Source organism: Streptomyces sp. NPDC090108 (assembly GCF_044747185.1).
Lineage (GTDB): Bacteria > Actinomycetota > Actinomycetes > Streptomycetales > Streptomycetaceae > Streptomyces.
Genome location: NZ_JBIVDQ010000002.1, coordinates 133,129 through 155,800 on the forward strand (window position 1 = coordinate 133,129; position 22,672 = coordinate 155,800).

Consider the following 22,672-nt stretch of genomic DNA (forward strand, 5'->3'; position numbering starts at 1 on the left):
ACCGCTGACGGCCCTTCATCCGGACGCGGCGTTTCGGCAATCAGTTTGGACGGCTGTGCCTAAAGCTCCCTGCAGTGAACGCGTGCTTGCCGGCCGCGGTCCCCATCGTGGCCGATGGGGCACCGGTGGAGTGGGGACCTGCGTCGGTGCGGCGTGCCGCGGTTTCCCACAAAATCCGGTGGAGCCTCAGCGGCCGGAAGTGGTTGGGTCCTGCTCACTGCTTTGCTGACACGGCCCGGCACAGTGCAAGGTCCAAATCGCAGGCGCGGTCTAGCCCGTGTGTCGTCGAGTGAAGGAGGTTATCGCGGTGGCTGGTTATGGGGCGCTTTGCGACGTATACGAGTGGCTGATCGGGGACGACAGGTTGACCCCCGCCAGGGCAGCCGCGGTTTACTACAGCGATGTCGTGGGCTCTCTGCTGCCCGACGCGCGCGTCCTCGACTGTGCGTGTGGAACCGGCCAGCTCGCCGTCGGTCTCGCGAGTCTTGGCCTTGACGTGGTCGCCGCAGACGCCAGCAGCGGGATGGTTCGTCGGACCGAGAAGGCCGCCGACGAACAGGGTGTGTCGCTTCGAGCCCTCCGCGCGAGCTGGGACGAGCTGCCCGACCACCTGGAGGACTCCACGTTCGATCTGGTGTTCTGCGTCGGCAATTCGCTCGGGCACGCTGAGGGCGCAGCCGGGCGCCTGACCGCACTGGAAGCAATGTCGCGGCTGCTGAATTCGGGCGGACGCCTTGTGCTCCACTCACGCAACTGGGAGCTCGTGCGGTCCGCTGGCTCACGGGTAGACGTCCGTGATCGACTCATCCGCCGCAACGACCGTGATGCGGTCGTCAGCTACTACTGGCAGATCGATCAGCGGTGGGAGCAGGAAAACTTCCTCGAGATCGTGGTCGCCCAGATCGAGCCGGACGGGGCAGTGCGAGCCTGCTCGGAGCGGTTGTCCATCTGGCCCTACCGGTACGAGGACCTCGTGGCGCAGTTGCGCAGTGTCGGGCTCACGGTGCAGTCCACCACCTTCGATCCCGAGAGCGATGGATACCTGGTGGTCGCCAGCCACGACCAGGCGCGAGGCGCGTCTGAGCCGGCGCGCTGATCCGCCTTTCGTCGTTGTCGGTGCCGACCTGCCGGCTCGCGACCGCCTGCAGCGAGTTCTTCGCGAAGTGTTCAGCGCTTGAAGCGGTTGCTGCGGGTGCGGTCCTCACCCTGCATCTGACCTGCTCAAGCTGAGGCTAGAAGCAGCTCGCGATCTGCCTTACCGTCAGCTCATCAGTGAGCCTCTTTCATCCTGAATGTATGCAGGTCAGGAGGGTGTGGATTGCCTGGACGATGCCGCAGTCAGGTCGTGGGTGCGTCCCGGTGTGGCACGCAAGAACCAGAGTGGGGTTCCGTCCGGCCGTGCGATGACCTGGACATTCATGCCGTGCTTCTTGTGCTTCTGGGAGTAGTACGGTTCGTCCGCCCTGATGCGGTCAGTGGGGATGAGGGTGCCGTCGACGATCACGAAGTCGCCGTCACCGAGTCCGGTCAGGGTTTCGTGCAGGCCGGGTGCCCAGGAGGCGAGTATCTCGATCGTCTCGTCGGCGTAGCGCCAGGCGGTTGTCTCGGACACCCCGAAATCGGCGCCGACCTGCCGATATGTCTCATTCTTTCGTAGATGCGTCAGGGCGAGGAGAGCCTGCTTGAAGCAGCTCAACTTCCGCCAAGGCGATCGCAGTTAACGCCTTCGGGCGTAGACGGGCCAGGAGACATGCTCGACGAGCTCGTACGGGACGTCGAGCATGGAAGGATACGGAACCAACAGGGCCCCTCGGTCGCCGGTGTGATGAGTGAGATCACCACGCCAACGACGAGGGGCCCTGCCTCGTCACCAGACCCGCCGACCAGCCCATTTCGCCCGCCAGTACAGGATGAAAGAGGCTCAGTTACGGGATGGACCTTAACCCCCTTCGAATTCGAGACCGTCATGCCTACACCGGCTCTCCAGGCCGCGTGCGAACCTGTCACCCGAACCTGCAGCAGACCCGGTGTGTAGACATGGCCGCCATACGGGTCGCGCGGACGAGCGGCCACGCACCGCCGCTGCCATCGCGGTGAAACAGGGGCGGGTGCTGATGGCGCCTTGGAGAAACGCGTTTGCCGGTTAGCAAAACCGGCAAACGCGGCTGCTGCCGATCCACTGGGGAACCTTCAACCTGGCCTTCCACCCGTGGGCGGAGCCGGGGGAGTGGACCAGGGACGCGGCCGAGGAGGTCGGGCAGGCCGTTGCTTCTCCTCGGCCGGGCGAGCCTTTCGAGCCGGCCGGGCAGATTCCCACGGATCCGTGGTGGCAGTCCGTGTCCGGCCCCATCCCCCACCCGTGGCGCGAGCCCCGGCCCACGGTGGCGGCCGCCACCGAGGAACGACACGAGGATCTGGACTTCGCGGGCGACGTCTGACATCGGGTCGGCGTGAGACCGGCCCGCTCGTAGGGATCTGCCGCACGACCGGGCTACAGGGGAACCTGTCATCCGCACTGCGGCGGATCCGGGGACCCGCTCGTGGGACGGCTGCTCGGCGAGGAGCGGGACGGGGGCTCAGCAGGCTCGCGGGTCCGTTTCAGTGGCCCGTCAGCAGGAAGGTCATGTATTTCCGGATGCCGAGATCGCGGCGGGTTTCCTTCCGCGCCGTCCGAAGTTCGCCCGTGACCCGCGCGCGTTCGGCCTCCGCGCCGCTCAGCTGCTTCTGGCGTTGCAACAGTTCGGCGCGCTTGCGCTGGGTCTCCATGGCGCGCTGCTGACGGTCTGCCGTGAGCCGCTGCCGTTCGTCGGTGATCCGCTTCTGAAGGGCGTCCCGATCCTGCTGGGCCGTGCTCTCCGCCTGCTTCACCTCCTGGTCGTACCGTGCCCGCAGCGCGGCCATCTCCGTCCGGATCCTCGCCAGGTCCGGCCCGGGCAGCTTGGAGGGCGCGGAGGCCCTGGCCCGCTGCTCCAGGGACTGGCGCCACACCTCGAGGGCGGTCGCCCGTGCTTCGCCCACACCGGACACGCGGACGTGGTGGCCGCCCGGGCGGACGAAGTAGGCGATTCGGCTCCCGGAACCCTGCCCCTGGGAGTAGGCCACCCCCGTGAAGTCGGCCGCCGTGCGGATGCCCGCCTGCACCAGGGCCCCGACGGTCTTGGCCCCCATGTTCGGCAGGGACCGCGCGTCCTGGATCGAGGTGGCGCGCAGCTTCGCCTCGACGTGCCGGCGCACCGCGGGTTCCAGCGCGGCGGCGATCAGGCTCTTCTCTCTGGCGGGCAGCTCCGCCTTGCGCTTGCGGGACTGGTCGGTGCGGCGGTTCAGCTCCATGGTGATGCGGGCCAGTCCGTCACGCAGGTCGGTCTGGAGGGTCTGGACCCGCTTGTCGGTGGCCGCGCCGTCCTTGGCGGCGGAGGCGTCCAGTTTCTGGATCTCCTGCTCCAGCCGCCGGTGGGCGCCTGCCGGGTCCCTGAGTTCGCGGGCCCGGCGGCTCAGCCCCCGGGCCCGCCGGCGGGCCGTCCGGTACTCCGGCCTGAGCCGCCGGCCCACGGCGATCACGGCGGCCGAGGTGAGCAGGGCGGCTCCCTGGGCTGCGGGCAGGTGGCCGCCCGGCTGTCCGGCGGCGACGGAGAGCACGCCGGGCGCGGCGGTGCTCAGCAGGGCGGTGGCCGCGGCCGCCAGATCGCGGGGGCGGCGCCCGGCGAAGCCCGTGATGGCGGGCGCGGACGCGGAGGCCGGCACTGCTGTGGCGGGGGCGGACGATACGCGGTCCACGAGCCACGTCGGGATGCCCCCGGCGGGTGCGGGCGCCGGTGCGGGCGTACCCGCCGTACCCGCCATACCGCCCGTTGCCGCAGGGGCCGCAGGGGCCGCGGTGCCGTTCTTCCGCATGCCGGGTGAGCTGGGGACCCGGAGCGCGTCGGCTGTCAGGCGGGGCAGCTTGGAGCAGGGTTGCCCGAGGAATCCCTGAACGCGGGCCGCCTCCGTGCGAAGCCGTTGCTCGGAGTGATTGAGCAGCAGCGGCCAGGCCAGTGAGGTCGCAGGGTCCTTGAAGTCGGGCTCGGACAGGATCAGGTACTCGCCCTGGGCGTCGTGGAGCTGGGTCCACAGACCGGGGTCGACGGCGACGGCGAGCAGGGAGAGGTGGATGAGCCAGGCCGAGAAACGGTCCATGGCGGGCCCGAAGTCGGCGGCGCCGCGCTCCGGCGACTGATAGTTGCGGTGGCCGTTCTCCGTCGCGGCCTCACCCTTGAGCGCGGGGACGTACATGCCGTCGTAGTCGACGAGACGCAGGGTGCCGTCGTCCGCCACGATGATGTTGCCGTGCTGTAGGTCGCCGTGGGCGATGCCGTGGTCGTCCAGGTCGCCCACCATCGCGAGGAAGCGGTCGGCCAGGGCCTGGACGGCAGTCGAGTCGTGGCGGTGGCGGTCGATCCACGAGATGAGGTCGGTGCCCTGCACCCATGCCATCCGGAGCACCGGAAACCAGTCGCCGAGGGCCAGCACACCCTGCTCCAGGAACTCGAAGCGCACGGGCCACGGCTGGGAGAGGCTGCTGGTGTCGAGTGCGCGCAGCGCAGCGCTGATCGCGGTGTAACGGCTGCCGATGGCGGAGGTGTCACGGGTGAAGCACTTCAGGGCATAGCGCTGCCCGTCGCGCGCGGTGACGGAGAATACGCTGGCGAAATTGCCGGAGATCGCCTTGGGTCCGAGGACGGGGCTCTGCTGGACGGTTCCGTGCTGGAGATCGGGATCGCGGAAGCAGAGCTCAGGGTGTTGCAGGGCCTCCGCGTACTTCGCGCCCGTGGGGAACTTCCGGACCCCACCGGCCGCGGTGGCGGGGCGACCGCCGCGGGACACAGCCATCACGCCTCCGTTCTCACCCGTATCCGGACAAGGGTCACGTCGTCGTTGCGCATGAGTCCGCGCGCCCGCTGGTCCTCCACCCACTCCGTGAAGGACTCGTCGCCCGCATCGGCGAGTGTGGCCAGCACGGTGCCCGGCGTCCGGTGCCCGTGGTCGGGGGACAGCAGCCAGGCGGCCAGCGCGTCACTGGCGAGCAGCACCTCGTCGCCCGGTGCCAGGGTGCCGTGGGCGAACTGCAGCCGCTCGGCCACCAGGGCCGTGTCATGGTTACGACTGCCGAGGAGCTGGGGGGTGATGCCGAAGCCTTCGACGTCCTCGACGGGGAAGGCCCGCAGGACGGCACCGTCCCGCAGGTGGAACAGGCAGCTGTCGCCCAGGGCGAAGGCGTGCCAGGACCGGTGGACTTCGCCGTCACCGTCCTCGGTGGCCCGAACCTCCACTCCCAGCACGGTCGCGAACGCACCCTTTTCCAGACCGGGCTGTTCGTACCAGGTGATGGGCCGGCCCCGGGCCTCGCGCTCCTCCCGGTACCTCTCCAGGTACACCTTCCAGCGGAGTGCGGACCGCTGCATGAGGTCCGGGACGAAGGTGTCCGCCTCGTCCCACCAGTCGCGGTTGAGGGACATCGATTCGACGGCGTCCGTGACGAGGCGCTCCGCCCAGGCGCCCGCGAGCAGGCTCTCCGAGGCGCCGTCCGACACCGCCGCGTACAGGGGGACGACGGTGCGGCCGTGATCGTCGGTCCGTGCGTCCCCGGACCAGGACAGCCCGGCGTCCTCGCACTCGGCGAGGGTGTTGCCCGCCTTGGGTACCCGTAGCACCTGGCATTCCGGCAGAGCCGGGACGTCCTCCATGGTCAGCGCAGCTCCGTCCCGGTGTTCAGCGCAGCTCGGTGGCGCGGGTGCCGATGTCGAGGAACTCCACGATGGAGGTGATGTCCGCGTTGTAGACGAAGCCCCGGGTGGTCTCGCTGACACGGTGCCCCTGCGAGGCCGCGTAGGAGCGCATGTGGCTGGGCAGCACGCTGGACATGTGGAACAGCAGCCGGGCGTACGCGTCCGGCAGCCCCTCCTCGCTGTCCGGGAAGGTGACCGGCGTGCCGCCGCTGCCGGACACGTGGAGGTTGAACAGGAGCACCGCGCCATCGGCCGTGGCATGCGAGGCCAGTGCGATGGCGGCGCTGGTGGGATCGCCGTCGGTGGACTCGCCGTCGGTGAGGTTGAGCACGATAGGCGGGAAGCCGCCCGGGTGCGCCTCGATCCAGTTCGCCACAAGGCTGTCCGCGTAGCCGAAGGCACGTGTCATCGGCGTACCGCCGTTGGTCACCGGGTCCATCCACACCGGGAACTGCACGGAGGTCTCGACCAGGCCGCCGGCCCCGTCGGGCACCTTCTTGGTACGACTCTCCACGCGTGCGGGGTTGTTGGCCACCTCACCCAGCGGAACGAGGTCGCGTCCGGCCAGCGCGCCCTGGAACGCGGAGCCCACGTGGTTGTGCCCGTACCCGATCACGGCCACATGGAAGTAGTCCCGTACCCCTTCCTCCTTGGCGCACTTGACGGACAGTTCGGTCAGCAGACGGTTGATCGCGTCGGACACGACCGTGGCGCGCTGCTGCGCGACTTCACCGGCGCCCATGGGGTCGCTCATGGAGGCGGACTGGTCCACGAGGAAGATGAAGCAACCCGGATTGGTGCGGCTGATCTCTGCGGTGTACGGCACTGCGCCCCCCTGCTCTGAAGGGGATCACCATATCGAATGACCAGTACGTTCACGCCATCTTCACGCTCCAGTGGCCCGAACTGCGCCTCGGACAAGGGCGATCCCGGTGACGTGCCGGGAATTCGTGTGGGGCAGGATGTCCGCGGACGAGGACTGCCCGGCCCCGGCGCAGCGGATCAGGCGAGGCATGATGACCATCCAAGTGACCTTCGGCGACGACCGGTTCGCCACGGTCACCGACGAACCGCTGCGCATTCCGCCCCGTTTCACCGGTGACTCCGTGGACGTCGTGCCGTACGGGGACCGGAGGGGGCGGGAGCGGTTTCTCGGGGGCACCTTCGGGAGTCAGGAGTGGTTGTGGGACACGCCCGACGTCCTGCGGTTCGACCCGGACAGCCGGGAACTGGCAGGCGTCGAGCTCCAGATGCCGTACGTCTCCGCCTGTGCCGAGACGTCCCTCCGGGGTCCGGTCCTGCCCGCGGTGCGCCGGGGCGGGCTCCGCGCGGAGGAGGTGCGGGCCTTCCGGCAGGAGACGTGCACCGTGCTGTGCCGGGCTCCCGGGGACAGCGTGCTGACCTGTCTGCGCGATCTCGACGTCCTCCAAGCGCCGTTGGACGCCCGCATCGGCATCGCGCCCGACGTGGCGCTCCTGGTCCGGCGCGGCGCCGTCGTCGGCTGGAGCCTCACCGACCCCGTGCGTCACCTTGCCACCGCCTACGCCGCTCCCGACCCCGCTCCGCCGTCACCCGCCACCCGTGCGCTGCTCGGTTCCTGCCTGGACCTGGTCACGGATCCGCTGCTCGGACAGGTGCAGGACGGTGAGCCGGCCGCCCTCGCCCGGCTCCGGGAGGTCCACCGGGCCCTGGTCGTCCAGCGCGGCGCCGGGCATGACCGGCATCGCGCCGACGCTCTCCTCTCTCTCATCGGCAACCTGGTGGAGGGGTGAGGCTGAGGGCGGTGCGGTGAACGTGAAGGGGATCTGGTTCTCGGGGGGTTCTTACGGCACGCGCGCCACGCCGACGTAGAAGCCGCTCGGTTCCTGGGCGGGAGCCGGAGTGTCCTGGTACCACCGGGTCGCTGTCACCAGACCCGGGGCGACCAGGTCCAGGCCCTCGAAGAACGGCTCGATCTCCGCCCGCGTACGCATCCGCAGCGGGATCTCGCCCTTGCGGTAGGTCGTGGTCACCGACCTGGCGAGGTGCGGGTGTTCGTCGGTGGTGCCGTGGGAGAACATGAACCAGCTGCCCGGGGGCAGGGCGTCGAGAAGGGTCCGGGTGACGCCGTAGGGATCGTCCTCGTCGGTGACGAAGTGCATCAGCGCGTTCATCGACAGCGCGACGGGCCGGGTGAAGTCCAGGAAGGCGCGGGCGTGTTCGAGGATGGCGTCAGGGTCGCGGACATCGGCTTCGATGTAGTCGGTTCCTCCCTCGGGAGTGCTGGTGAGCAGGGCCTCCGCGTGCCGCAGGACGAGGGGGTCGTTGTCGGCGTAGACGATCCGCGCCGACGGCACCACGGCCTGCACGATCTGATGCAGGTTCGGCCGTGTCGGGATGCCCGTGCCGATGTCGAGGTACTGGTCGACGCCGTTGCCGGCCAGCCAGGCCGCGGCGCGGTGCATGAACGCCCGGTTGCGCCTGGCGTTGAGACGCGCCTCCGGCGGCAGCTTCGACGCCACCTCCTCGTCGGCCGGATAGTTGTCCTTGCCGCCCAGCAGCCAGTCGTAGACACGTGCCGGATGAGGCCTGCTCGTGTCGATACGGCTCTCGGAGGAGGGGCCTGCCGTCATGCATGACTCCAGCGTGTACGAGATCGCGGACCGGCTCCCCGAGGTCGCTTCACGCGCCCGGGCGAGGCGGCAGAGGGCGTGGTGATTGTGCCATCGGCCCAGCGGTGAGGGGGAGTTGGTGAGTGGTCCCTGCGTCCTCGCGGACCGGCTTCTGGGCTGCGAGGACGGTGGCGACGGCGACGGCATCGCCGGCGCGGCTCACGGCACCTGCGCCGCCAGTTCGTCGGCGATGACGTGGTCGACCAGGGCCAGGAGGACGTCGCGGCAGGACTCGCGCTCGCGGGCGTCGAACATGCGGAGGTGGACATCGGGGCGGAGAGCCAGTGCGCGGCGGATCTGCTCGGCGGGGTAGGGCTGGTGGCCGTGGAAGCGGTTGACGGCCACCACGAAGGGGATGCCGCGTTTCTCGAAGAAGTCGATGGCGGCGAAACTGGTCTCCAGACGCCGGGTGTCGGCCAGCACCACGCCGCCCAGAGCCCCGACGGCCAGGTCGTTCCACATGAACCAGAACCGCTGCTGACCCGGAGTGCCGAAGAGGTAGAGGACGACCTCGGGGCTGAGCGTGATGCGGCCGAAGTCCAGGGCCACCGTGGTCGTCGACTTCCGCTCGACGCCCGTGAGGTCGTCCACCCCCGGGCTCACCGCGGTGAGTTGCTCCTCGGTGCGCATCGGCACGATCTCGCTGATGGCGGTGACCATGGTGGTCTTGCCTACGCCGAAACCCCCTGAGATGAGGATCTTGACCGCGTCGGGGGTGATGTCAGAGGCGGGCAAGGCCGTCCCTCACTCTCTGCAGTAAGGCGATTCCCGGGCGCCCGTTCGGGGCCGCAGCTGCCCGGACGGGTGGTCGAGCGGTGATCAGCTCAGCTTCCAGCAGGTCGCAGAGCATGATCTTGAGTACGGAGACGGGCAGGTCCAGCTGGGCGGCGAGCTCGACGACGGCCACCGGGCCGGGACACCGGCGCAGGATGCGCAGGTGCTCGGCCTGCAACGGCCGGCCGGCCAGCTGGGCCGGCCGCTCCACCGCCGTGACGAGGGTGATCAGGGTGAAGACGTCCCGGGCCGGCTGGGTCCGGCCTCCGGTGAGGGTGAACAGCCTCACCCGGCGGGCTTCCGCCGGGCCGGTGGGGCCTGCGCCGGGACCGTCCATCACGGAATCTCGGGGGAGCGGCGGTGGCCGGCCGCGGCCTCCGGGAAGCGGGGCGCGACACCGAAGAGATCGCTGATGCTCTCGGCGAGCGTGTTCATCTCGAAGGCGACCACACCGACGTCGGCGTGGGCCGTGGCGATGACGGCCAGGTGGGCGCCCGCGCCGGCGTTGCTGAGGATCAGATAGCCCTCGCGCATCTCGATCAGCGCCTGGAGCACCGCGCCGCCCTCGAACTCGGCGCAGATGCCGCGCCCCAGGCTCATCAGGCCCGACGACGTGGCCGCGAGGCGTTCCGCCTCCTCCCGGCCGATGGACGTGGATCTGCTGACGACCAGTCCGTCGTCGGAGAAGACGACGGCGTGGCGGACGTTCGCGACACGCTGGACCAGTCCGGTCAGCAGCAGGTCCATCGGGGTGTCGGCGGCGGGAACCGGATTTCTGGCCATGGGATGTCAACTCCGGTGACGGTGACGGTGAGGGGGGACGGTGACGGGAGCGGTGACGGTGGCGGTGAGAGGGGACGGTGACGGGAGCGGTGAGAGGGGACGGTGGTGGTGAGAAGGGATGGGCGAGGCAGCGGACGTGACGACGGTTTCCGGGGCGGATCCCCGCTCCGGCTCACTCCTTGCGGTGCCGTGCCCGTGCGGTGCCGCTCTGGAACGCCGACATGGTCCGGGCACTGCGCTCCGCCGTGGTGGGCCCGCCCGCCGCGTCGGACATGCCCATCGGCGCGGGGGCGTGGCGCAGTTCCTCGGCGAGGCTCGCCTGAGGGGTACGGCTGGGCAGCGGCGGCAGCCCGTCGGGCACCCGCTCGGCCTCCGCGGGCCCCGGCGGGCGGCTGGTGCCGCTGCCGGACACCAGCGGGCCTCCGTTCCCGCTTCCCGGCACCGGCGGGCCTCCGTTCCCGTTTCCGGTCACCGGCGGACGGCCGGTCCCGCCTTCGGCCGCCGGCGGGCCTCCGTTCCCGCTCCAGGCCGTCGTGGGGTGCGGCAGCGGTGCGGCCGGATCGGGGTGGGGCAGCGCGGCCGTCGGGGCGACCCGGCGCAGGGAGCCGCTCCGGCCCGGGGCGGTCGCCGGTTCCCCCGCGGGCGCGGGCCTTACGGCGGTGAAGTTGCCCGGCGCCGGGGAAGCGGCCCCGGCCCGGTCTGCCGAGGACGCATCCGCGTGCGCCGCGTGAGCCGTGCCCGATGCGCGCACCGCACGAGCCGCGTCCGCCGCACGTGCCGCGTCCGCCGCACGTGCCGCGTCCGCCGCACGTGCCGCGTCCGCCGCACGTGCCGCGTCCGCCGCGCGAGCCGTACGCGCCGCGCGCGCCACGCGTGCCGCGTCCGCCGTCAGCGTCCTCTCCGCGGCGTCCGCCGCGTGGCGGACGATCAGATGCTCGGGGACGATGACCACCGCGGACGTGCCCCCGAACGCCGACGGCCGCAAAGTGACGCGCAGTCCGCGGCGGTTGACGAGCCAGGCGATGACGAACATGCCGAGGCGGCCGTCGTCGCCGAGGGCGAGCACGTCGAACGAGGGCGGTTCGGCCAGACGCAGGTTGGCCTGTGCGTACTCCTCCGCGCTCATGCCGATGCCGCGGTCCTCGATCTCGATCGCGGCGCCCTTGCCCACCGGGCCCGTCCGGACCATGACGGGACAGATGGACGGCGAGAACTTGACGGCGTTCTCCAGGAGTTCGGCCACCAGGTGGGCGACGTCGGCCACGGCGGTGCCCACGAGGGACACCTCGTCGTCGGCGGTCACGGTGATGCGCTGGTACTCGGACACCTCGCCCGCCGCGCTGCGGAGCACGTCCGGCAGCGGTACGGGCTCGGTCGTGCGGCGGCTCGGCCGCTCCCCGCTGATGATCAGCAGGTTCTCCTCGTACCGGCGCAACTGGCTGGCCTGGGAGTCCAGTTGGTAGAGGTCTTCGAGGATCTCGGGTTCCTGGTGCTTGCGCTCGAACCTGTCCAGCAGTTCCAGCTGGCGGTCCACCAGGTTCTGGGTGCGCCGGGCGATGATCAGGATGGCGTTCTGGAATCCCCGGCGGGCGTCGACCAGGGCGACCGTGCTGCGGATGCCGGTGCGCTGCACGGCGTTGAACGCCTGGGCGACCTGGCCCACCTGGTCGGTCCCGTAGTCGAGTTCGAGCGCGGTGGCCTCGGCCTCCACGTCCACCGTCTCTCCGTGGTCCAGGCGCGACACCAGGTTCGGCAGCCGGTGGTCGGCCAGTTCCAGCGTGGCCGTGCGCAGTCCGGCCATCCGGCGCAGCAGGGAGGACGACACGCGCCAGGCGAGCACGGCCGAGAAGAGCACGGCGAGCAGGCCGTAGAGGCTCAGGACGCCCTGGTGGATCAGTGTCCGGTGGGCGGTGTCCGCCTGGTTCGACAGCAGTTGCCGTACGGAGGCGCGGATTCTGTCCCTGAACCTGCTCTCCACCTGGTCGAGCGTGGGACGCCACAGCCGGGACAGCTGTGCCAGCGGGACGGCGCCGCGGGCGTCGGCGGGCGCGGTGATGAGGTAGTTCTCCGCCTTGACCAGGTTCCGCCACTCGGTGCTCCTGGTGATCCTCGCCAGTGCGGCGCGGTCGCCGGGCGACTGGATGAGGACCACGTCGGCCAGCAGTGACCGCTGCAGGCCCAGGGGGGCGGTGAACGCGACCCGCTGGGCGGGGCTCAGCCGCCCGGAGGGCAGCGCCCCGGACACCACCGCGTCCTGCAGCTGGATGGCCTGTTCTATCTCGATCAGCATCGACAGGGGTTGGGCGTCCGAGACCAGTGAACCCTGCGGAACCTGCCAGGCGTTGAAGACCGAGGTGATCTCAAGCCCGATGAGGGACTCGAACTGTCCGATTGCCTCGATGTCGCTGACGGCTCTCCGGTCGATCTGCCGGCGCAGTCCGCTGAGGGGGAAACGCGCCACGGCCTCGGCGAAGGGTGTCTCGGACTTCCGGACGTGGGCGGGGGCGCCGGCGAGGCGATGCCGCAGGTCGCCGAGGGCCTTGAGGGAGGCGTCGGTGGCGTCGCGCCGGTCCCGCAGTCCGGTGGGGGAGGCGGCCGGGTCGTTCAGCCAGACGGTGCTCGCGCGCAGTTCCGCCTCCAGGGCGGTGCGCACGTCGTTCAGCTGCGGATCCGTCGTGTGTCCCAGGCGCGCCTGTGCGCGCAGATCGAGCCCCTGGGAGAAGGCCTGGACGGTGTTCCCGCCCCAGATGACGGCCAGCGCCGTGCACGGGACGAGGGTGAGTAAGAGCAAGGAGGTCAGCAGTGATCTGCGCCGCCGGTGCCGCCGTCTCGGTGGTGCCATCTGGTCTCCCGGTTGTTGAACGCCTCGCTGCGATCGGACCGTGCTCGGAGCGGCGCAGGACGGAGACCGCCCGGCCTGACCACCCACCCCTCGGGACCATAAGGGGAGGCCAATCCTTCGAATGGCCGTGCGGGGTTGTCAAGAGGTGATTGCGCTCTGCTCAACGCAGCGCCGGGCGGAGCCAGTTCGTTACGGGTGTGACCGGAGGGGGAGTCCAGATCCGGCACGGGCGCGGGCGTGACCGAGGGGGGCAGGTCCGGCGCGGGCGCGACCCGAGGGGCCAGGTCCGGTACGGGGGTGACCGGAGGGGGGTTCAGGGGCGGCCGGCGGGTGGCTGCTCGGCGAAGACGCGCTCCAGCAGCGTGTGCAGTGTCTCCCGCTCCCGCTCGTCGAGCCGGCCAAGGCCGTCGAGCGTGTGGCGCATCTTCCCGCGGATCACGTCGACGACCCGCTCGCCCTCCGCGGTCAGCACCACGTTCTTGACGCGCCGGTCGGAGGGGCTCGGCTCGCGGTGCACCAGGCCGCGCTTCTCCAGGCGGCCGACGATGCCGGTCATGTTGGAGGCGTCGCAGGTCAGCGTGGTGGCCAGCACACTCATCGAGGCGGGTCCCCGGCGCAGCACGGTGAGGGTCTTGCCCTGGCTCGCCGTGAGGTTCTCGCTCGCGGCGGCGACCGTGAAGTCGCCGTAGTACGCGGCCAGCGAGACGGAGAGCAGCTCCATGAGCTGGGCGGTTCCGACGCGGGGGAGTGCCGTCATGCGGCTCACCCTACGCCCCGAAACTTGACTATCTCAAATATCGGCGGTTACGGTCCCGACCGATACTTGAAGTTCTCAATCTTCGACGTACTGAAGCAGTTCGTCGGGATCCCACTCATGGAAGAGAGTCCGTGTCTCACGAACAGCACACGGCGGCGCGAAGGCATGCGACGGACACCGCGGTCGTCCTGGTGCTCGGGCTTGCCGCGATGGTCGTCTCGATGATGCAGACCCTGGTCGTCCCGATCCTGGGCATCATCCAGAACGACCTGGGGGCCACCACGGCGAACGTCAGCTGGGTGACCACCGCGACGCTCCTGTCGGCGGCCGTCTTCACCCCGCTCCTCGGCCGCTTCGGCGACCAGCACGGCAAGAAGCCCACCCTGGTCGGCGTCCTGCTCGTGATGATCGCGGGCTCCGTGCTCGCGGCCACCACCACCTCCCTGACCTGGCTGATCGTCGGCCGGGTGATGCAGGGAGCGGCGACCGCGATCTTCCCGCTCGCCCTCTCCATCCTGCGTGAGGAGATCAAGCCGGAGAAGCTGCACGGCGCGATGGCCCTGGTCAGCGGCACGCTCGCGTTCGGCAGCGGACTCGCGCTGGTGGGCGCCGGCCTCCTCACCCGCGGCTCCGACCCCGACTACCACCGGGTCTTCTGGCTCGCGGTGGTGCTCGCGGTGGTGGCGCTGGCCGGTGTGCAGTTCGCGGTCCCCGCCTCCCGCAGCAAGACCGGGGGACGGACGGACTGGCTGGGCGCGATCACCCTGGCGGCGCTGCTCGTCCTGCTCCTCCTGCCCATCTCGCAGGGGCACACCTGGGGCTGGACCTCCGGCCGTACCCTCGGCTGCTTCGCCGCGACGGTCGTCATGACCGGTGTGTGGGTCCTCACCGAGAGCCGGGTCAAGGAACCCATGGTGGACATGAAGATGTTCGTCCACCGGCCCGTCCTCTTCACCAACCTCGCCGGCCTGCTGCTCGGGTTCGCGATGTTCGCCCAGTTCATCGGCGTCTCGTACCTGGTCCAGGTGCCCGAGAGGATCGCGGGCTACGGCTTCGGAGCCTCCGTCCTCGCGGCGTCCGTCGTGTACCTGCTGCCGACCACGCTCGTCTCGCTCCTGGGCTCCCAGTTCGGCGGCGTGCTGGTGCGCCGGGTCGGCGCGCGCGTCACCCTGGCCGCCGGTGCCTGCTTCGGCGTGGTCGGCTTCACCTGGCTGAGCGTCGCCCACGACACCACCGCCTCGGTGATCGGCGCGGGCATGGTCATCGGGCTCGCGATCAGCTTCGGCTACGCCGCGATGCCCGCGCTGATCGTCGCCAGCGTCCCGCCGCACCAGTCCGGCATCGCCAACGGCATCAACTCCATCTCCCGCTCGGTCGGCAGCGCCGTCGCCAGCGCGGTGATCACCTCGCTGCTCGCGTCGAAGACGATCCCGCTCCCGAAGGGGATGCCCGCACTCCCCGAGGAGAGCCAGTTCACGCTGAGCTTCGAGATCGCCGGAGTGGCGTTCGGACTGGTCGTCCTCGTCGCCCTGACCGGGATCAAGGCCGCGCACGCCCCCCGCACCCCGGTCCTGCGCGGCAGCGCCGCCCCCGCCGAGCCGGCGGCCGCGGAGCCGGAGACCCGTACCGAACGCGTCTGACCCGCTCCCCGCAGCACCGCCGGCCGCGGCCCGTGCCCGCCGGACGTCCCGCACCCGCCGGACGTCCCGGGTCGGGCCGCGTCCGGCTTTCCCCGCAGGAACCCGCATCCTCCCCGAAAGGCATGTCCCGATGAAGACGACCGACCAGACGGACCGCACCGGCCACGTCTCCGATCACGTCCGCGATCACGGCCCGGTCGACCACCGCGCGGCGCTCGCGCGGGAGACCGCCCGGCTCGTCGAGGTCGTACGCGGTGCCGACCTGGACACGGCCGTGCCCGGCTGCCCCGGCTGGACGCTCGCCGACCTCGTCAGGCACACGGGCAGCGTCCAGCGCTGGTTCTCGGTCCTGCTGAGCGCGCGCGTCCAGGAACCCCCGCGCAGCAGGGACGTGGACCTCCGGCTCCCGGACCGGCAGGACGGGTACGCCGACTGGCTGGCGGAGAGCGCGGCCGTGGCCGCCGACGCCTTCGCGGCCACCGCACCGGACCTGCCGATGTGGGCGTGGGGTGCCGACCAGCACGCCCGGTTCTGGGCCCGCCGGATGCTCTTCGAGACCCTGCTGCACCGGTCCGACGCCGAGCGGGCACTCGGCCTGCGGCCCGCGTTCGACCGCCCCCTCGCCGTCGACGGCGTCGACGAGTTCCTCGTCAACCTGCCCTTCGCCACCCCCTTCGCCCCCCACGTGTCCGAGCTGCGCGGACCGGGCAGGACCATCCGCTTCGCGGCGGCGGACGGGGACGAGTCCTGGCTCGTCCGCCTGCGCCCCGACGGCTTCGGTATCGACACGGCCCACCCGGCCGACGCCCCCGCCGACGCGACCGTCCGGGGCACCGCTGCAGACCTGCTCCTGCTCGTCTACGGCCGCCTGCCCCACACGGCCGCGCCGTTCGGCCGCGAGGGGGACGAGCGGCTGCTGGACCACTGGTTCGCCCACTCGTCCTTCTGAGCGACCCGCCCGGCCCGGGAGGCCGCGCCCGGCGGCTGCGGGGATCAGCCCCGCAGCCGGACCGGCACCTCCTGCCAGCCGAAGGCGATGAACGACGGCACCTGCCGCAGCCCGCCCCTGCCGAAGGCCGGCGCCAGAGCGGGGAACCGGTCGAACAGCGCGGGCAGCGCCGTCAGCGCCTCCAGCCGGGCCAGCGGCGCGCCGACACAGCGGTGCACACCGATCCCGAACGCCAGATGGTCGTCGGCGCCGCGCCCGGCGTCGAAGACGTGCGCGGCCTCGCCGTAGTGCGCCGGGTCCAGCCCCGCGGCGGCGTACGTCGTGAGGATGGCGTCCCCGGCCGGCACGGTGACGTCCCCGACCGTCAGGTCCTCGACCGCGAAGCGCAGCGGCAGCGAGGCGATCGAGGGATGCACCCGCAGCGTCTCGTCGATCACCGCGTCCCAGGTGGTCCCGCCCGAGCGCACGGCCGCGAGCTGCTCCGGGTCCTCCAGCAGGGCCACGACCGCGTTGCCGATGAGGTTGACCGTCGTCTCGAAACCGGCGCCGATCACCAGCAGCAGCGTGTACAGCAGTTCCTCGTCGCTGAGCCGGTCGCCGTCCTCGTCGCGGACCCGGATCAGCTCCGTCGTCATGTCGTCGCCCGGGTGCCCGGACTTGTACGCGATCAGGCCGCCCAGCACCGTCCCGATCCGCTCCTGCACGAACGCGGTGTGCTCCGGGCCCGGGTCGGAGGTGTCCATGATGGCCGCGACGAGCTCGGCGGTGCCCGCCCGCAACTCGTCCGGCACACCGAACAGTTCACAGATCATCCGCATCGGCAGCTCGTGCGCGAACAGCGGCCGCAGGTCCACCACCGCGCCGTCGGCACCGGCGCGCTCCACGGCGTCGAGCAGCTCGGCCGTGATCGACTCCACCCGCGGGCGCATCGCCTCGGTGCGCTTGTGCGTGAAGCTCGGCGCGACCAGCTTGCGCAGCCGCGCGTGCTCCGGGCCGTACGTGGTGAGCATGTTGACCACACCCACCCAGCCGAGCACCCAGCCCCAGGAGGGGTGTTCGGCCAGTTCGGGCCACAACCGCCAGTGCAGCCGGGGGTCCTTGCTCACCCGCCGGTCCAGGATCAGTTCCTTGAGGACGTCGTGTCCGGTGGGCGCCCAGGCCGGTATGCCGCCGGGCAGTTCGACGGGCACGATCGGACCGAGTGCGCGCAGCTTCGCGATCTCGGAGGGGATGTCGGTGCCGAACGGGTCGAGGGCGACACGGTCGGCGGGATCGGTCACGGTCACGGCAACTCTCCTCAGCGGCAAGGGAATCGAGGACTGAACCGTACGGGCAGGCGCCGGCCGCGTGTGGCGGCGGGGGAGATCCGCCGGACGCCGCGGCCCCGGCGCCGGGGCGTGCCCGCCCGCCGGGACACGCCCCCGTCGTCAGCCCTCCCGCGCGCTCCGGTGCCGCGGCGCACCTTCCGGGGAGGGAGATTCTCCTAGCGCAGCGACGCCGGTACGTCCGCGGAGTCGCCGATCCCGACCAGGTACTGCGCGTACGCCTTGACGGTGGACTTGGTGACGAGCCTGCCCTGCAGGGTCTGCGCGGCACCCACCTTCTTGCCGTCGAGGACGTCACCGGCGAGGCTGACGACCTTCTGGCCGAGGGCGTAGGGCGATTCGGCGTTGGTGGCGTACATCGTGCCGGCCTGCACGGCGGCGAGGGCGTCGGCTATGCCGTCGTTGCCGACGAGCTTGACCTTCCCGTCGAGGTGACGGGACTTGAGGGCGGCCAGGGCACCCATCGCCATCTCGTCGTTGGCCGCGTAGACACCGTCGATGCCGGGGTGGGCCTGGAGGATGTTCGTCATGACGTCGAGCGCCTTGGCCCGGTCGAAGTCGGCGGCCTGCTTGGCGACGGTTCTGATCTTCGGGTACTTGGCGAGCTGCTCCTCGAAGCCCTTGCTGCGGTCCTGGGCGACATTGGTGCCGAGCAGCCCCTGGATCTCGACGATCGTGCCCTTCCCGCCGAGGGACTTGGCGAGCGCGTCGGCGGCGTTGCGGCCCGCCTGGATCGCGTCGTAGCCGACGAAGGAGGCCAGTTCGCCGCTCTCGGGCTTGCGGTCGAAGGCCATGACGGGGATGCCCGCGCCGTTGGCCTGCTTGACGGACGCCGTCGCCGACGTGCTGCTCACCGGGTCGATGATCAGGGCGCCGGTCTGCTTGGAGACGGCGGTGGTCGCCAGGTTCAGCGCGGTGGAGTCGGAGTTGTTGGCGTTCTGCACGCTCAGCTTCACGCCCGACTTGGCCGCCTCGGACCTGGCGCCGTTCCCGACGCTCACGAAGAACGGGTTGTTCAGGGTGCTCATGATCAAGGTGGCGGTCTTGTTCCCGGAGGCCTTGCCGGCGGAGGTGCCGGACGCCGTGTTCTGGGCGCCCCTGCTGCAGCCGGTGAGGGCGAGCGCGGTGACGGCGGTGAGGACGGCGGCCGACCTCACGGTGCGGGTGACGGACATGGTGCGGCTCCTTCAGGGGGTGTGACGCGCGGCGGGGACGGGGGACGAGGCGGGGACGGGGTCCGGCGCCGGGGAGCCGGCGGGCAGGGAAGGCCTGCGCCAGGCGACCATCGCGCGCAGGGCGTCCACATTGCGGTCGAGGAAGACGGCGAGGAGGATGACGAGGCCCTTGACGACGCTCTGCAGGAACGGGGAGACGTCCAGGAGGTTCATGCCGTTGTCGATGACGCCGAGGACCAGCGCGCCGACGAGGGTGCCGAGCAGCTTGCCCCGGCCGCCGGCGAGGCTGGTGCCGCCGATGATGACGGCGGCGATCGACTCGAGTTCCAGGCCGGTGCCCGCGGTCGGCTCGGCGGTGGACAGGCGGGCGGTGAGGATGAAACCGCCCAGCGCCGCCAGGAGTCCGCTGATCACGAACGCCAGGACCTTGACCCGCTGGGTGCGGATGCCCGACAGCCGGGCCGCCTCCAGGTTGTCGCCGGTCGCGTAGACGAAGCGGCCGAAGCCGGTGCGGGCCAGCAGCACGCCGAAGACCGCGTACCCGGCCACCATCAGCCATACGGGGACGGGGATGCCGGCGAGGTAGTCCTGCCCGATGCCCTGGAAGGCGTAGTCGCTCACACCGACCGGGTTGCCGTCGCTCAGCTGGAGCGTCAGCCCGGACAGGATGGACATCATCGCGAGGGTGGCGATGAAGGACGGCATCCGGGTCCGGGTGACCAGGACCCCGTTGAGCAGGCCCGCGGCCGCGCCGACACCGAGTCCGGCGGCCAGGGCGGGGAACAGGCCGTGGTCCCGCAGGACGAGTGCGGTCACCACGGAGGAGAAGCCGAGGACGGCGCCGACGGAGAGGTCGATCTCGGCCAGGACGATGACGTACGTCTGGCCGATGGCCAGCAGCGCGACCACCGAGGTGGCAAGACCGACGTTGAGCAGGTTGGTGCTGGTCAGGAAGACCGGCGACGCGATGCTCAGGACCACGCCCACCAGCAACAGCATCCACAGTGCCCGCAGTTGGCGGGCCACTGACTTCAGGACGGGGATCATGCGGCACCCACCAATGCGTGTTCCAGGACGGACTGCTCGCTGAGGCGGTCGCCGGCCAGCTCGGCCACCAGCCGCCCCTGGCGCATGACGACCGCGCGGTCGGACATGGCGACGAGTTCGGGGAGGTCGGAACTCACCAGGACGACGGCGACCCCGTCGGCGGTGAGCTGGTTGATGATGCGGTAGATCTCGGTCTTCGCGCCGACGTCCACGCCTCGGGTCGGCTCGTCCATCAGCAGCACCCGGGGGCCGGTCAGCACCCACTTGGCGAACAGGGCCTTCTGCTGGTTGCCGCCGGACAGCGACGTCACCGCGGCCTCGGGGGAGGCGGTCCGTACCCGCAGCCGGGACATGACCTCGCCGCAGGCCTCCCGCTCCCGGGACCGGCGCACGAGATCCGCCGGACCGGTGTGGCGGCGCAGCGTGGCCAGGGAGATGTTCGCCTCCACCGACAGATCCGGGCACAGGCCCTCCGCCTGCCGGTCGGGGGTGACATAGGCGATGCGGGAGGCGATGGCGTCCTGGACGCGGCGCAGCCGAACCGGCCGGCCGTCCACCTCGACCGTGCCGGAGGTGAGCGGTTCGAGACCGAACAGAGCGCGCAGCAGGCTCCCGCGGCCGCAGCCGACCACCCCGCCGATGCCCAGCACCTCCCCGGCACGGACCTCCAGATCGACGTCCTGGAAGGCGGCGCCGGAGCCCGCGCCCCGGACCCGCAGGACGGTCTCCTCCCCGGCGTTGCGCTCCTTGGGATAGAAGTCGTCCACCGTGTCGCCGACCATGGCCGCGACGACCTCCGCCGGGCCGGTGTCCGCGGTCGGCGCGTCCAGGGCGACCAGACCGTCGCGCAGGACGACGATGCGGTCGGCGAGCTCGAAGATCTCGTCGAGGCGGTGGCTGATGTAGACGATGGACACGCCCTCGTCCCTCAACCGCCGCACCTGCTCGAAGAGTTGCCGCGACTCGCGTTCGTCGAGAGCCGCCGTGGGCTCGTCGAGGATGAGCAGCCGCAGATCGTGGGAGGTGGCCTTGGCGATCTCGACCATCTGCTGCTCGGCGACACCGAGCGTGCCGACGGGGGCGAGCACGTCGATGCCGTCCATGCCGAGCGCGGCGAGAGCCGAGCGTGCCTCGCGGGCCATCCGGTTCCTGGAGACCAGCAGCCGCCCGAACCGCCGCTCGCGGTCGAGGACATGGATGTTCTCGGCGACGCTCAGATGCGGGAAGAGGTTCTGCCGGAACTCCTGGTAGATGACCTCGATGCCCCGGGCCATCGCCGCCTGGGGATCCTTGAACGCCACCGGCTCGCCGTCGACGACGACCTGCCCGGAGTCCGGCCGGTGCGCGCCGGAGATGACCCGGGTGAGCGTGGACTTCCCGGCCCCGTTCTCCCCGGCCAGGGCCACCACCTCGCCCGGACCGACCTCGAAGGTGACCCCGCGCAGCACGCTGTTCTCGCCGAAGGACTTGGTGACGTCCTGAAGTCGTAGCCTCATGCCTCGCTCCTCAGTACACGACGCCCGCCGTGAGCAGCACGTTCGCGTACGGGGTGAACTCCCCGGAGCGAACGGCGGCCCGTGCGGCGGCGGTCGCCTGCTTGAAGGTGGTGTGGGGCGCGAAGCGCAGGGCCACCCCGTGCGCGGCGAACCGGTTCTCGATCTCGGCGAGCATCAGCGGGCTCGCCTCCTTGATCTCCTCCGACAGCAGCACGTCCTCCACCGCCACCTCGGCCAGGACCACGTCGAGCAGGTCCAGGAAGCGCGGCAGGTTCTCGGCGACGGCCAGGTCCACCCGCTCCACACCGGGCGGAACCGGCAGGCCCGCGTCGGTGACGACGAGCTGGTCGGTGTGGCCGAGTTCGGAGATGACCCGGGCGAGCTGCCCGTTGAGCGTTCCGTTGTTGCGCCTCACGAGGCGGCTCCTTCCAGATCGGTCGCGGCGCCGGCGGTGGCCGGGCCGACGGCGGTACCGACGCCCGCGGCCGAGGGGCCGGCGGCCGGGCCGGCGCCCGCGAGCAGGGCGTCGACCGCGGCCAGGTCCGGGAGCGAGGGGCTCGCCCCGGGGCGGGTGGTGGCCAGGGCTCCGGCCGCCATGCCACGTCGTACGGCGGTGTCGGTGTCCAGGCCGGCGGCGAGCGCCGCGCCGAGCGCGCCGGTGAACGCGTCACCGGCCGCCGTGGTGTCGACGGGGGTGACCGGGAAGGCCGGGAAGCGCGTCACCGTCTCCGCGGTGACCGAGACCGCCCCGGCCCCGCCCAGCGTGATCAGCGCATGCCGCACGCCCCGGTCGAGGAACCAGCGGGCGGCCCGTTCCGCGGCCTCGGGACCGTCCACCTCGATGCCGGTCAGCGCGGTGGCCTCGCTCTCGTTCGGGGTGACGATGTCCACGTCCGCCCAGATGTCGTCCGGCAGCGGCTGCGCGGGAGCCGGGTCGAGCACGACGGTGAACCCGGCGTCGGCGCCCGCCCGCGCGGCGTGCCGGGTGACCTCGGCCGGGACCTCCAGCTGGAGCAGCAGGACACGCGTGCGGTCCCGGGTCGCGGCGATGCTCGCGTCGACCATGGCGGGCGTGAGCGAGGCGTTGGCCAGCGGGGTGATGACGATGTCGTTCTCCCCGGAGGCGTCGACGCGGATGTGGGCGACGCCGGTGCGCCCGGGGACCGTACGGACCTCGGAGGTCCGCACGCCGTGGGCGCGCAGGCCGTCCAGCGCGAGGTCCCGGAAGAGGTCCTCCCCGACGCAGCCGGCCAACCAGGTGGGCGCGCCCGCCCGGGCGGCGGCGACGGCCTGGTTGGCCCCCTTGCCGCCGAGGACGAGCGTGAAGTCGTCCCCCAGCACCGTTTCGCCGGGGCGTGGCAGCCGCCGGCTGAACGCGGTGACGTCCGCGGTGATGCTGCCGACGACGAGAACACCGGTCCGGGTCATCGCGGACCTCCTCCTGTTTGTGGCATGAGCGGGGTAGGGACAT

General features: G+C 71.2%; 19 protein-coding genes and 2 pseudogenes. 5 read left to right on the forward strand and 16 right to left on the reverse strand.

All coding sequences use genetic code 11. The features are described 5' to 3' along the window. Nucleotides 1-307: 307 nt before the first annotated feature. Nucleotides 308-1,096, forward strand: a complete 789-nt coding sequence (locus ACIPRD_RS05935; protein WP_401560274.1) for a class I SAM-dependent methyltransferase — start codon at nucleotides 308-310, stop codon at nucleotides 1,094-1,096. A 234-nt stretch (nucleotides 1,097-1,330) separates the two neighbouring features. On the opposite strand, the pseudogene ACIPRD_RS05940 reads toward ACIPRD_RS05935, so the two are convergent. After that, nucleotides 1,331-1,842 (reverse strand): annotated as a pseudogene (locus ACIPRD_RS05940) (transposase family protein); the annotation flags it as partial. A 323-nt stretch (nucleotides 1,843-2,165) separates the two neighbouring features. Here ACIPRD_RS05940 and ACIPRD_RS05945 point away from each other — a divergent pair. Further along, nucleotides 2,166-2,438, forward strand: a pseudogene (locus ACIPRD_RS05945) (MBL fold metallo-hydrolase); the annotation flags it as partial. A 160-nt stretch (nucleotides 2,439-2,598) separates the two neighbouring features. Here the strand turns inward: ACIPRD_RS05945 and ACIPRD_RS05950 are convergent. The 3 genes from ACIPRD_RS05950 to ACIPRD_RS05960 are packed head-to-tail and all read right to left on the reverse strand — an operon-like array spanning nucleotide 2,599 to nucleotide 6,588. Further along, nucleotides 2,599-4,866, reverse strand: coding sequence for a hypothetical protein (locus ACIPRD_RS05950; protein WP_401560277.1), 2,268 nt, complete (start codon nucleotides 4,864-4,866; stop codon nucleotides 2,599-2,601). Beyond that, nucleotides 4,866-5,720: a hypothetical protein gene (locus ACIPRD_RS05955; protein ID WP_401560280.1), complete on the reverse strand. Its 855-nt coding sequence runs from the start codon at nucleotides 5,718-5,720 to the stop codon at nucleotides 4,866-4,868. The genes ACIPRD_RS05950 and ACIPRD_RS05955 overlap by 1 nt, the downstream gene beginning before the upstream one ends. Nucleotides 5,721-5,745: 25 nt before the next feature. Then, nucleotides 5,746-6,588 carry a vWA domain-containing protein gene (locus tag ACIPRD_RS05960; protein ID WP_401560283.1) on the reverse strand — a complete coding sequence of 281 codons (843 nt, stop codon included), beginning with the start codon at nucleotides 6,586-6,588 and terminating at the stop codon, nucleotides 5,746-5,748. Between the two features lie 187 nt (nucleotides 6,589-6,775). Here ACIPRD_RS05960 and ACIPRD_RS05965 point away from each other — a divergent pair, with 187 nt between their 5' ends. Next, nucleotides 6,776-7,534 (forward strand): hypothetical protein, encoded by a 759-nt coding sequence (locus ACIPRD_RS05965; RefSeq protein ID WP_401560286.1) that lies wholly within the window; start codon nucleotides 6,776-6,778, stop codon nucleotides 7,532-7,534. 51 nt (nucleotides 7,535-7,585) lie between these two features. On the opposite strand, the gene ACIPRD_RS05970 is transcribed toward ACIPRD_RS05965, so the two are convergent. From ACIPRD_RS05970 to ACIPRD_RS05995, 6 genes are all read right to left on the reverse strand, one after another. Then, nucleotides 7,586-8,374: an SAM-dependent methyltransferase gene (locus ACIPRD_RS05970; RefSeq protein WP_401560288.1), complete on the reverse strand. Its 789-nt coding sequence runs from the start codon at nucleotides 8,372-8,374 to the stop codon at nucleotides 7,586-7,588. Nucleotides 8,375-8,572: 198 nt separating this feature from the next. Next, nucleotides 8,573-9,148: an ATP/GTP-binding protein gene (locus ACIPRD_RS05975; protein WP_356410963.1), complete on the reverse strand. Its 576-nt coding sequence runs from the start codon at nucleotides 9,146-9,148 to the stop codon at nucleotides 8,573-8,575. Further along, nucleotides 9,135-9,524: a DUF742 domain-containing protein gene (locus ACIPRD_RS05980; RefSeq protein ID WP_356410960.1), complete on the reverse strand. Its 390-nt coding sequence runs from the start codon at nucleotides 9,522-9,524 to the stop codon at nucleotides 9,135-9,137. The genes ACIPRD_RS05975 and ACIPRD_RS05980 overlap by 14 nt, the downstream gene beginning before the upstream one ends. After that, nucleotides 9,524-9,970, reverse strand: coding sequence for a roadblock/LC7 domain-containing protein (locus ACIPRD_RS05985; protein WP_356410957.1), 447 nt, complete (start codon nucleotides 9,968-9,970; stop codon nucleotides 9,524-9,526). The genes ACIPRD_RS05980 and ACIPRD_RS05985 overlap by 1 nt, the downstream gene beginning before the upstream one ends. A gap of 172 nt (nucleotides 9,971-10,142) precedes the next feature. Beyond that, nucleotides 10,143-12,812: a nitrate- and nitrite sensing domain-containing protein gene (locus ACIPRD_RS05990; RefSeq protein WP_401560291.1), complete on the reverse strand. Its 2,670-nt coding sequence runs from the start codon at nucleotides 12,810-12,812 to the stop codon at nucleotides 10,143-10,145. Between the two features lie 313 nt (nucleotides 12,813-13,125). After that, nucleotides 13,126-13,569 carry a MarR family transcriptional regulator gene (locus ACIPRD_RS05995; protein WP_356410951.1) on the reverse strand — a complete coding sequence of 148 codons (444 nt, stop codon included), beginning with the start codon at nucleotides 13,567-13,569 and terminating at the stop codon, nucleotides 13,126-13,128. A 131-nt stretch (nucleotides 13,570-13,700) separates the two neighbouring features. Here ACIPRD_RS05995 and ACIPRD_RS06000 point away from each other — a divergent pair, with 131 nt between their 5' ends. After that, nucleotides 13,701-15,209, forward strand: a complete 1,509-nt coding sequence (locus ACIPRD_RS06000; protein WP_356410948.1) for an MFS transporter — start codon at nucleotides 13,701-13,703, stop codon at nucleotides 15,207-15,209. A 130-nt stretch (nucleotides 15,210-15,339) separates the two neighbouring features. Then, nucleotides 15,340-16,158: a maleylpyruvate isomerase family mycothiol-dependent enzyme gene (locus ACIPRD_RS06005; RefSeq protein WP_401560296.1), complete on the forward strand. Its 819-nt coding sequence runs from the start codon at nucleotides 15,340-15,342 to the stop codon at nucleotides 16,156-16,158. 44 nt (nucleotides 16,159-16,202) lie between these two features. Here the strand turns inward: ACIPRD_RS06005 and ACIPRD_RS06010 are convergent, their stop codons facing one another. The 6 genes from ACIPRD_RS06010 to ACIPRD_RS06035 all read right to left on the reverse strand — a co-directional run bounded on the left by ACIPRD_RS06010 (nucleotide 16,203) and on the right by ACIPRD_RS06035 (nucleotide 22,629). Further along, the gene (locus ACIPRD_RS06010) at nucleotides 16,203-17,444 is read right to left on the reverse strand and encodes a cytochrome P450 (protein WP_401560299.1); all 1,242 of its coding nucleotides are present in this window, start codon (nucleotides 17,442-17,444) and stop codon (nucleotides 16,203-16,205) included. Between the two features lie 197 nt (nucleotides 17,445-17,641). Beyond that, entirely contained in the window at nucleotides 17,642-18,658 is a 1,017-nt protein-coding gene (locus ACIPRD_RS06015) for a substrate-binding domain-containing protein (protein WP_356410938.1), read from the reverse strand. Between the two features lie 12 nt (nucleotides 18,659-18,670). After that, nucleotides 18,671-19,705 (reverse strand): ABC transporter permease, encoded by a 1,035-nt coding sequence (locus ACIPRD_RS06020; RefSeq protein WP_356410935.1) that lies wholly within the window; start codon nucleotides 19,703-19,705, stop codon nucleotides 18,671-18,673. After that, complete coding sequence (locus tag ACIPRD_RS06025) at nucleotides 19,702-21,201, reverse strand: sugar ABC transporter ATP-binding protein (protein ID WP_356410932.1); 1,500 nt, start codon at nucleotides 21,199-21,201, stop codon at nucleotides 19,702-19,704. The genes ACIPRD_RS06020 and ACIPRD_RS06025 overlap by 4 nt, the downstream gene beginning before the upstream one ends. A 10-nt stretch (nucleotides 21,202-21,211) precedes the next feature. Next, nucleotides 21,212-21,616, reverse strand: a complete 405-nt coding sequence (rbsD, locus tag ACIPRD_RS06030; protein ID WP_401560304.1) for a D-ribose pyranase — start codon at nucleotides 21,614-21,616, stop codon at nucleotides 21,212-21,214. Beyond that, nucleotides 21,613-22,629: a ribokinase gene (locus ACIPRD_RS06035; protein WP_401560307.1), complete on the reverse strand. Its 1,017-nt coding sequence runs from the start codon at nucleotides 22,627-22,629 to the stop codon at nucleotides 21,613-21,615. Before ACIPRD_RS06035 ends, rbsD begins: the two co-directional genes overlap by 4 nt. Nucleotides 22,630-22,672 lie beyond the last annotated feature (43 nt).

Bases quoted from the DNA above. Each gene is read 5' to 3' on its own strand.
- ACIPRD_RS06035 (WP_401560307.1), bottom strand. From the start codon at position 22,629: ATGACCCGGACCGGTGTTCTCGTCGTCGGCAGCATCACCGCGGACGTC.
- ACIPRD_RS05965 (WP_401560286.1), top strand. From the start codon at position 6,776: ATGATGACCATCCAAGTGACCTTCGGCGACGACCGGTTCGCCACGGTC.
- ACIPRD_RS06005 (WP_401560296.1), top strand. From the start codon at position 15,340: ATGAAGACGACCGACCAGACGGACCGCACCGGCCACGTCTCCGATCAC.
- ACIPRD_RS05995 (WP_356410951.1), bottom strand. From the start codon at position 13,569: ATGACGGCACTCCCCCGCGTCGGAACCGCCCAGCTCATGGAGCTGCTC.
- ACIPRD_RS05980 (WP_356410960.1), bottom strand. From the start codon at position 9,524: ATGGACGGTCCCGGCGCAGGCCCCACCGGCCCGGCGGAAGCCCGCCGG.
- ACIPRD_RS06015 (WP_356410938.1), bottom strand. From the start codon at position 18,658: ATGTCCGTCACCCGCACCGTGAGGTCGGCCGCCGTCCTCACCGCCGTC.
- ACIPRD_RS05955 (WP_401560280.1), bottom strand. From the start codon at position 5,720: ATGGAGGACGTCCCGGCTCTGCCGGAATGCCAGGTGCTACGGGTACCC.
- ACIPRD_RS05985 (WP_356410957.1), bottom strand. From the start codon at position 9,970: ATGGCCAGAAATCCGGTTCCCGCCGCCGACACCCCGATGGACCTGCTG.
- ACIPRD_RS05950 (WP_401560277.1), bottom strand. From the start codon at position 4,866: ATGGCTGTGTCCCGCGGCGGTCGCCCCGCCACCGCGGCCGGTGGGGTC.
- ACIPRD_RS06025 (WP_356410932.1), bottom strand. From the start codon at position 21,201: ATGAGGCTACGACTTCAGGACGTCACCAAGTCCTTCGGCGAGAACAGC.
- ACIPRD_RS05970 (WP_401560288.1), bottom strand. From the start codon at position 8,374: ATGACGGCAGGCCCCTCCTCCGAGAGCCGTATCGACACGAGCAGGCCT.
- ACIPRD_RS06020 (WP_356410935.1), bottom strand. From the start codon at position 19,705: ATGATCCCCGTCCTGAAGTCAGTGGCCCGCCAACTGCGGGCACTGTGG.
- ACIPRD_RS05990 (WP_401560291.1), bottom strand. From the start codon at position 12,812: ATGGCACCACCGAGACGGCGGCACCGGCGGCGCAGATCACTGCTGACC.